Origin of the sequence: Streptomyces sp. NPDC046215, from assembly GCF_040646215.1 — a bacterium.
Classification (GTDB): Bacteria; Actinomycetota; Actinomycetes; order Streptomycetales; family Streptomycetaceae; genus Streptomyces; species Streptomyces stramineus.
In genome coordinates this window covers 1-8,641 of sequence record NZ_JBEYZW010000145.1, presented here as the reverse complement: position 1 = coordinate 8,641, position 8,641 = coordinate 1, and the positions used below count along the sequence as shown (strand labels likewise).

At 73.4% G+C, this 8,641-nt stretch carries 10 protein-coding genes; 4 read left to right on the top strand and 6 right to left on the bottom strand.

Annotated features, from left to right (window positions below; translation table 11 throughout):
- Positions 1-117: 117 nt before the first annotated feature.
- Entirely contained in the window at positions 118-474 is a 357-nt protein-coding gene (locus tag ABZ951_RS32890; protein ID WP_344091496.1) for an iron-sulfur cluster assembly accessory protein, read from the bottom strand.
- Positions 475-720: 246 nt separating this feature from the next.
- Here ABZ951_RS32890 and nadA point away from each other — a divergent pair, with 246 nt between their 5' ends.
- A complete protein-coding gene (gene nadA, locus ABZ951_RS32885; protein ID WP_344091494.1) occupies positions 721-1,899 on the top strand; it encodes a quinolinate synthase NadA in 1,179 nt (392 codons plus the stop codon).
- A gap of 52 nt (positions 1,900-1,951) precedes the next feature.
- Here nadA and ABZ951_RS32880 read toward each other — a convergent pair whose 3' ends face one another.
- The 4 genes from ABZ951_RS32880 to ABZ951_RS32865 form a co-directional block, all read right to left on the bottom strand.
- Entirely contained in the window at positions 1,952-2,665 is a 714-nt protein-coding gene (locus tag ABZ951_RS32880; protein ID WP_344091492.1) for a response regulator transcription factor, read from the bottom strand.
- Positions 2,662-3,954, bottom strand: coding sequence for a histidine kinase (locus ABZ951_RS32875; protein ID WP_344091490.1), 1,293 nt, complete (start codon positions 3,952-3,954; stop codon positions 2,662-2,664). Before ABZ951_RS32875 ends, ABZ951_RS32880 begins: the two co-directional genes overlap by 4 nt.
- Positions 3,955-4,119: 165 nt before the next feature.
- Positions 4,120-4,398 (bottom strand): hypothetical protein, encoded by a 279-nt coding sequence (locus ABZ951_RS32870; RefSeq protein ID WP_344091488.1) that lies wholly within the window; start codon positions 4,396-4,398, stop codon positions 4,120-4,122.
- A 43-nt stretch (positions 4,399-4,441) separates the two neighbouring features.
- The gene (locus ABZ951_RS32865; protein WP_344091486.1) at positions 4,442-5,236 is read right to left on the bottom strand and encodes a PspA/IM30 family protein; all 795 of its coding nucleotides are present in this window, start codon (positions 5,234-5,236) and stop codon (positions 4,442-4,444) included.
- Between the two features lie 297 nt (positions 5,237-5,533).
- On the opposite strand from ABZ951_RS32865, the gene ABZ951_RS32860 reads away from it, so the two are divergent.
- The 3 genes from ABZ951_RS32860 (at position 5,534) to ABZ951_RS32850 (ending at position 8,180) form a co-directional block, all read left to right on the top strand.
- Positions 5,534-6,133 (top strand): DUF3043 domain-containing protein, encoded by a 600-nt coding sequence (locus tag ABZ951_RS32860; protein WP_344091484.1) that lies wholly within the window; start codon positions 5,534-5,536, stop codon positions 6,131-6,133.
- A gap of 80 nt (positions 6,134-6,213) precedes the next feature.
- Entirely contained in the window at positions 6,214-6,924 is a 711-nt protein-coding gene (locus tag ABZ951_RS32855; protein ID WP_344091595.1) for a methyltransferase domain-containing protein, read from the top strand.
- A gap of 143 nt (positions 6,925-7,067) precedes the next feature.
- On the top strand, positions 7,068-8,180 hold the full coding sequence (locus ABZ951_RS32850) for a trypsin-like peptidase domain-containing protein (RefSeq protein WP_344091481.1): 1,113 nt from the start codon (positions 7,068-7,070) through the stop codon (positions 8,178-8,180).
- A gap of 61 nt (positions 8,181-8,241) precedes the next feature.
- On the opposite strand, the gene ABZ951_RS32845 is transcribed toward ABZ951_RS32850, so the two are convergent.
- Complete coding sequence (locus ABZ951_RS32845; protein ID WP_344091478.1) at positions 8,242-8,451, bottom strand: hypothetical protein; 210 nt, start codon at positions 8,449-8,451, stop codon at positions 8,242-8,244.
- Between the last annotated feature and the right edge of the window lie 190 nt (positions 8,452-8,641).

Here is an 8,641-nt window from a genome sequence, read left to right as displayed (position 1 = left end):
GCCGCCTGCGGCGGCGGGCGCCCTGCGGGCGCGTCCTCAAACGCCGGACGGGCTGGTATGGGCTGAGCTCAGCCCTTACCAGCCCGTCCGGGCACTCTCACGCCCCGCCGGGAGGCCCTAGCTGAAGGAGTCGCCGCAGGCGCAGGAGCCCGTGGCGTTCGGGTTGTCGATCGTGAAGCCCTGCTTCTCGATGGTGTCGACGAAGTCGATGGAGGCACCGCCCAGGTAGGGCGCGCTCATCCGGTCGGTGACGACCTTGACGCCGTCGAAGTCCTTGACGACGTCGCCGTCGAGCGAGCGCTCGTCGAAGAAGAGCTGGTAGCGCAGGCCGGAGCAGCCGCCGGGCTGGACGGCGACGCGCAGGGCCAGGTCCTCACGGCCTTCCTGCTCCAGCAGAGCCTTGACCTTGCCGGCGGCGGCGTCGGACAGGAGGATGCCGTCGCTCACAGTGGTCTTCTCGTCCTGAACGGACATCTGCTTCACTCCCGGGTTCGGTGCGGACTGCTTGCCCTCGGCTGCAACCGCCGGCCGTCCGGATTCATTCCGGGCACGGCGTTCAAGTCTTCCGTCCTTCATGCTCGCACACCGTTCGGCCGATCGGGAATGTGTCACATCGACGCAATGGGCATCGTCAAACTGACGTGAAGCGGTTATGATAGATAGCGTCAAATTGACGACAAGGCCCTAGGGGCCGTCCGCAGAACAGAAAGGGTGCGTGTCGTGACCACCGCCCAACCCCTGGATGTCCAGCCGTCCCCGCTCGCCCTCCTGCTGCTCGGCCGGGAGGCCGACGCCAAGAGCGAGCGCGGTGTGGAGTGCCCCGGCGACCTGCCGGCGCCCTCCGACCCGGACCTGGTGGAGCGTGCCCGCGCGGCCAAGGCAAGGCTCAGCGACAAGGTCTTCGTGCTCGGCCACCACTACCAGCGTGACGAGGTCATCGAGTTCGCGGATGTCACCGGGGACTCCTTCAAGCTCGCGCGTGACGCGGCCGCCCGGCCCGACGCCGAGTACATCGTCTTCTGCGGCGTGCACTTCATGGCCGAGTCCGCGGACATCCTGACCTCCGCGGAGCAGCAGGTCGTCCTGCCGGACCTGGCGGCCGGCTGCTCGATGGCCGACATGGCCACCGCCGAGCAGGTCGCCGAGTGCTGGGACGTGCTGACCGAGGCGGGCGTCGCCGACGTGACCGTCCCCGTCTCGTACATGAACTCCTCCGCCGACATCAAGGCCTTCACCGGCAAGCACGGCGGCACCATCTGCACCTCCTCCAATGCCGAGCGGGCGCTGAACTGGGCGTTCGAGCAGGGCGAGAAGATCCTCTTCCTGCCCGACCAGCACCTGGGCCGCAACACCGCCGTGCGCGACATGGGGATGTCCCTGGACGACTGCGTCCTGTACAACCCCCACAAGCCGAACGGCGGGCTGACGGCCGAGGAGCTGCGGGCCGCGAAGATGATCCTGTGGCGCGGGCACTGCTCGGTGCACGGCCGCTTCTCGCTGGAGTCGGTCCGCGACGTGCGCGAGCGCATCCCGGGCGTCAATGTGCTGGTGCACCCCGAGTGCCGGCACGAGGTGGTGGCCGCGGCCGACTACGTCGGTTCGACGGAGTACATCATCAAGACGCTGGAGGCCGCCCCGGCCGGCTCCAAGTGGGCCATCGGCACGGAGCTGAACCTCGTACGGCGTCTGGCGAATCGTTTCGCCGACGAGGGCAAGGAGATCGTCTTCCTCGACAAGACGGTCTGCTTCTGCTCGACCATGAACCGCATCGACCTGCCGCACCTGGTGTGGGCGCTGGAGTCCCTCGCGGACGGCAAGGTCGTCAACCGCATCGAGGTCGACCCCGAGGTCGCGAGCTTCTCGAAGCTGGCGCTGGAGCGGATGCTGGCCCTGCCGTAGCGGCCGCCGGGTGCCGGGGCCGGACCGCCGGCCCGCCCCGGCCCCCGTGGCTTTAGTCCGTCCGCGCCCGGACCAGTCCCGACTCGTAGGCGATGACGACCAGCTGGGCGCGGTCGCGGGCGCCGAGCTTGGCCATCGCGCGGTTCACATGGGTCTTGACGGTGAGCGGGCTCACCGTCAGCCGCTCGCCGATCTCGTCGTTGGACAGCCCGCCCGCCACGTGCACCAGCACCTCCCGCTCCCGGCCCGTGAGCGCCGCCAGCCGGGCGGCGCTCGCCCGGGCGCCGTCCGCGGAGGACGCGGGGCCGCCCTGCGCCAGGAACGAGGCGATCAGCCCCTTGGTCGCCGCGGGCGACAGCAGGGCCTCCCCCGCCCGCGTGATGCGGATCGCCCCCAGCAGCTCCCCCGGTTCCGCGCCCTTGCCGAGGAATCCGGAGGCGCCCGCCCGCAGGGACGCCACCACGTACTCGTCGACCTCGAACGTCGTCAGCATCACCACCCGCACCTGGGAGAGGCTCGGGTCCGAGCAGATGGCCCGCGTCGCGGCAAGGCCGTCCGTGCCGGGCATCCGGATGTCCATCAGGACGACGTCGGGCCGGTGCCGCCGGGCGAGCTCCACGGCCTCCGCGCCGTCCGCCGCCTCGCCCACCACCGTCATGTCGGGTTCGGAGTTCACCAGCACCCGGAACGCGCTGCGCAACAGCGCCTGGTCGTCGGCGAGGAGGACTCGGATGGGGCCCGCGGGCGCGCCGGTCGCGTCGGTCATGGGGTCAGCGTAGGCGCGGCCCGGCCCTGCACGGGCAGCACGGCCCGGACCTCGAAGCCGCGGGCGCCGTCGGCGCGCGGTCCGGCGTCGCAGCTGCCGCCCAGGGCCGCGACGCGTTCGCGCATGCCGATCAGCCCGTGGCCGCCCACCGGCCCGGCCGGCTCCCGCGGCCCCTCGGGCCGGCCCTCGCCGTCGTCCACGACCGTCAGCCGGAGGGCGTCGGGGCGGCGCAGCAGGGCGACGTGGGCCCGGGCGCCGGGCCCGGCGTGCTTGTGGACGTTGGTCAGCGCTTCCTGGAGCACCCGGTAGGCGGTGAGGTCGACGGCCCCGGGCAGCGGCCCGAGGACGGCGGCGGCCCCGGCGGCGTCCCCGCAGTCGCCGGGCCCCTCCGGCAGGACGGAGGACGCGGTGACCTCGATGCCCAGACCGGCCCGGGTGAAGCCGTCGACGAGGCGGTCGAGGACGCCGAGGCCGGGGACCGGCTCGGTGGGGGCCTTCGGATCGCCGTACTGGCGCAGCAGGCCGACGGTGGCGCGGAGCTCGGCCAGCGCCGAGCGGCTGGCCTCGCGGACGTGCGCGAGGGCCTCTTTGGCCTGGTCGGGCCGGGAATCCATGACGTGCGAGGCCACCCCGGCCTGGACGTTGACGAGCGCGATGTGGTGGGCGACGACGTCGTGGAGCTCGCGGGCGATGCGCAGCCGCTCCTCGGCGACGCGGCGGCGGGCCTCCTCCTCGCGGGTGCGCTCGGCCCGCACGGCCCGCTCCTCGACCGCGGCGACGTAGGCGCGGCGGCTGCGGACGGCGTCCCCGGCGGCCCCGGCCAGGCCGGTCCAGGCGAGCAGGCCGAGGTTCTCCTGGGAGTACCAGGGCGGCCTCCCGAAGATCATGACGGCGCCGGTGAGGACGGCGACCGTCAGCAGGGCGATCCGCCAGACCAGCGGCCGTTCGGTGCGCGAGGCCACGGTGTAGAGGGCGACGACGACGGCCATCGCGATCTGGGTGCGCGGCGGGTCGTCGCCGGTGGTGACGATTTCGAGCAGGGTCAGGGCCGAGGTGGCGACGAGGACCGCGCGCGGCGCGGTGCGGCGCAGGATCAGGCAGGCACAGGCCAGGGCGGACAGGAGGTAGACGTCGCCGTCGGGCGGGTGGCGCGCGCTGTGCCGGCCCACGGCCGTGCCGATCATGACCGTCACGAAGACGGCGACGGCGAGCAGGGCGTCCGCGGCGAGCGGGTGCGCGCGCAGCCAGCGGTGCGGCCGGGCGAGGCCGGTGGCGGCCAGGGAGGTCATCGGTGGTCCCCTCGCGCGGGGGCCGCGCGGCGGTCGGCCCGGTGTGCTGGTCCGGACGGGCCGCGCCCCCGCTCCGCCGGTGGCGGGGCAGGGGCGCGGCCGTGCTGGAGTGCCGGTGTCGTCCGGCGAACGGGGCCCCGGGGTGCGGCGGGAGTGCGGGCGGGGTCAGCCGGGGATGAGACCGTCGTCGCTGAGCATCTGCCTGACCTCGTCGAGGGTCGCGTCGGGGGCGGGAAGGATCAGCTCCGAGGGTTCGAGCGCGTCGTCGGGCAGCGGTTCGCCCAGCCGGCGCACGGCGTCGAGCAGGGCGCCCAGGGTGCTGCGGAAGCCTTCCCCGTCACCGCTCTCCATCTCCTGGAGCAGCTCGTCGTCCAGCGTGTTGAGCTCGGTGAAGTGGCCGTCGGCCAGCTTCCACTGCCCTTCCCCCATGATCCGCACGATCATGACGGTCTCCCTCGGTCGGGTGCCTGGTGGCGCACTGCCGGTCCTACTGCTTGTCGAAGCGCGGCTGGTCCTGCGGGCGGGCCTGCTCGGCCTGTCCTGCGGTGCCGCCCTCAATAGCCTGCTTCGGACCGCTGCCGCCCGCCAGCTCGGCCTTCATCCGCTGGAGCTCCAGCTCGACGTCGCTGCCGCCGGAGAGGCGGTCCAGCTCGGCCGTGATGTCGTCCTTGGCAGTGCCGGTGGGGTCGTCGAGGGCGCCCGAGGCGAGCAGCTCGTCGATGGCGCCGGCGCGCGCCTGCATCTGCTGCGTCTTGTCCTCGGCCCGCTGGATGGCCATGCCGACGTCGCCCATCTCCTCGGAGATGCCGGAGAACGCCTCGCCGATGCGGGTCTGGGCCTGGGCGGCGGTGTAGGTGGCCTTGATGGTCTCCTTCTTCGTGCGGAAGGCGTCGACCTTGGCCTGGAGGCGCTGCGCCGCGAGGGTGAGCTTCTCCTCCTCGCCCTGGAGCGTGGTGTGCTGCGTCTCCAGGTCGCTGACCTGCTGCTGCAGCGCGGCGCGGCGGGAGAGGGCCTCGCGGGCCAGGTCCTCACGGCCGAGCGCGAGTGCCTTGCGGCCCTGGTCCTCCAGCTTGGCGGACTGGCCCTGGAGCTGGTTGAGCTGGAGCTCCAGGCGCTTGCGGGACGTGGCGACGTCGGCGACGCCGCGGCGCACCTTCTGCAGCAGTTCGAGCTGCTTCTGGTACGAGTAGTCGAGTGTCTCGCGCGGATCCTCGGCCCGGTCCAGGGCCTTGTTGGCCTTCGCGCGGAAAATCATTCCCATACGCTTCATGACACCGCTCATGGGCCTCGGGCGCCCCCTTCTGACGGACTGCGAACTCCAGCACTCTTGCAGACCCCACAGTACGGGCCCTGCTTCCATTACCGCACTGTTCGGGCCCTGATGCGCTCCTCCTGCAGGACGATCACGAGGGGCCGTTCCTCCGGCGCAGGGAGTAGACGCGGGACCGGGGCCGGCCGGGGTCCGGGCCGGGGGCCGGACGGCCGTCCGGCGGCCCCCGGGGTGAACGTGCCGCTGTTGCCGGATCGTTCCCCCGTGGGGCTGGGGAGTGCCCGCCGGCACCCCGTACCCTTGGGTGTTGTGTTCCGAAGCCGTTCCACTTCCAAGGATGAGCAGGCCGCAGCCACCCAGGTGAGCGCGGACCAGCAGAAGCAGCGCGACCCGCAGGCACCCAAGGGCCGCCCGACCCCCAAGCGCAGCGAGGCCAGCTCGCAGCGCCGCAGCTTGGCCAGTACCCCCACCAACCGCAAGGACGCCGCCAAGCGCGCGCGGGAGGCCCGGCGGGTGGACATGGCCAAGCAGCGCGAGGCGCTGGCCAACGGGGACGAGCGGTTCCTGCCCGCTCGTGACAAGGGCCCGATCCGCAGCTTCGCGCGCGACTTCGTGGACTCGCGGTACTCGGTGGCGGAGTTCTTCCTCCCGCTCGCCGTGGTCATCCTGATCCTCAGCATGATCAACCAGGGCGCGTTCCAGACGTACGTCCTGCTGCTGTGGATGATCGTGATCGCCCTGATCGTGATCAACTCCGTGGTCACCGCCGTCACCCTCAAGCGCGCCCTCAAGAAGCGCTTCCCCGCGGAGAACCTCCGCGGCGCGGTCCCGTACGCCCTGATGCGCACGCTCCAGATGCGCCGGCTGCGGCTGCCCAAGGCGAAGGTCAAGCGCGGGGAGAAGCCCTGAGCGCAAGCGCCCCCGCGGCCGGTTCCGGCGCGGGGGACGCGCGCGGGCGCGCGGGCTTACGGAACGCGGTCCGCCGGGAACTGGTCGCCCGCCAGCTCGACGAGCAGATCGTGGCCCGCTATCCGGTGGGCCGCCGGCTGCGCGTCCTGGACGTCGGCCTCGGCCGCGGCACCCAGGCGCTCCGCCTGGCCCGCGCCGGCCACGAGGTGACGGGCCTGGAGCCCGACCCGCGGACGGTCGCGGGGGTGCGCGAGGCGCTCGCCGCCGAGCCCCCGGGCATCCGGGAGCGGGTGCGGATCATCGAGGGCGACGGCCGGGACACCGGCGCGCACTTCCTGCCCGGCACCTTCGACGTCGTGCTCTGCCACGGGGTGCTGATGTACGTGACCGAGCCGGACCCGATGCTCGCGGGCCTGGCCCGGGTGCTCGCCCCCGGCGGTCTCCTCTCGCTGCTCGTGCACAACGCCGACGCCCTGGCGATGCGGCCGGGCCTGGGCGGCGACTGGGACACGGCCCTGGCGGCCTTCGACTCCCCCGCCTGTACCAACCGGGCCGGGCAGCGCGTGCGCGCGGACCGGCTGGAGACGCTGACGGCGACGCTGGCGGGCATCGGGGCGCCGCTGCACACGTGGTTCGGGGTGCGGGTCTTCACCGACCGGGCCCCGGGCGGCCGGGAGCCGGCCTCCGAGGCGGAGCTGGCGCGGCTGCTGGCCGCCGAGGACCGCGCGGGGCGCACCGACCCCTACCGGGCGGTGGCCGCGCAGCTGCACCTGTGCGGGGTGCGCGGCTGAGGCGGCCGGTGCCGCGCACCTGCCGCCGCGGCAGCACCCGCATCGCGCGCCCCGCTCACGCGCCCGGCGCACGGGGTGCGAACCGGGGGCACATGGCGCATTCGGCGAGGACAGCGGGCCGGGTCGAAGTGATACTCCGAACCATGGATGTCTCACGCGCCCGGACCCGCCCGCGCCGGCTCCTGCCGCCTCTGACCGCCGCCGTCTGCGCGGCGGTGCTGCTCGGGGGGTGCTCCGATTCCTCCGGCCCCTCCGGCCCTTCCGACTCGGCGGGTGTCCCGCGGGGCACGGCGGCCCCGAGCGAGCGCGCCGCACCCTCCGTCCCCGGCTCGGCCGGGGACCTCCAGGCCGCCTACGAGAAGGTCGTCAAGCAGGTCCTGCCGTCCGTCGTCCAGATCACCACCGGCGAGGGCCTCGGCTCCGGGGTCCTCTACGACGACCGGGGCCATGTCGTCACCAACGCCCACGTCGTCGACGGCGCCGACACCTTCAAGGTCACCATGGCCACGGGCGGCGGGGCCGTGGGCGCCCGGCTCGTGGCCGGCTACCCCGAGCAGGACCTCGCCGTCATCCGCCTCGACGACGTGCCCAAGAACCTCAAACCCGCCACGTTCGGCGACTCCGCCAAGGTCGAGGTCGGGCAGATCGTGCTGGCCATGGGCAATCCGCTCGGCCTCTCCAGCAGCGTCACCCAGGGCATCGTCTCGGCCGTCGGCCGCACCGTCAGCGCGGGCCGGGGCGGCGGGGGCACCGGGGCGACCATCGCCAACATGGTGCAGACCTCCGCGGCCATCAACCCCGGCAACAGCGGAGGCGCCCTGGTGAACCTGGCCGGGCAGGTCATCGGCATCCCCACGCTGGCCGCCGTCGACCCCGAGCTCGGCCAGGGGCCCGCGCCGGGCATCGGCTTCGCGATCCCCGCCGCGACCGTCCGCACCATCGCCGACCAGATCATCAAGAGCGGCAAGGTCACCGACTCCGGGCGGGCGGCGCTCGGCATCACCGGGCGCACGATCGTGGGCCGCGACTACTCCCCCGCCGGGGTCGCCGTCGTCGAGGTCACCCGCGACGGGCCCGCCGACAAGGCGGGGCTGCGGGCCGGCGACATCCTCACCCGGCTCAACAGCCAGGACGTCGCGACCATGCAGGACCTGACCGAGCTGCTCGCCGGCCTGAAACCCGGCGACCGGGCCGAGGTGACCTACGACCGGGGCGGGACGCGGCGGACCGCACCGGTCACGCTGGGCACGGTGTGAGCGCGGGGCCCGGCGGGCACAGACCGTGCCCGCCGGGCCCCGCCGCGCGGCGGGCGTCCCGTCAGGCGTCGCTGGCGGCGCGCAGGCTCATCACGTAGATCTGTGTGTCGTCCTCGAACAGCGTCACCTGCTCGGCGCCCCCGTCCAGGAGCTCCTTCCAGACCTCACCGATCCAGGATTCCGCGTCGCCCTGGGTGGTGAATTCCTCCGGCTCCACCGCGGGGGCCGTCTCCGTCCCGTCGGCCTTCTCGAACCGCCACGTCCACACCATGTCCGCCTCCTGGGTCCTCGGGTACACACGGACTGTGCAGCCTAGGCCTTGCCGGCTGGGCGTGGGGGTGCACCACCGCTGCGCGGCGGTGTCCTCAATCGCCGGACGGGCTGGTATCGGCTGAGCACCCGCGCCGGTCACGAAGCCGGCCCTGCACCCACCCGTGCCGCTCAATGACCAGGGCAGCCAG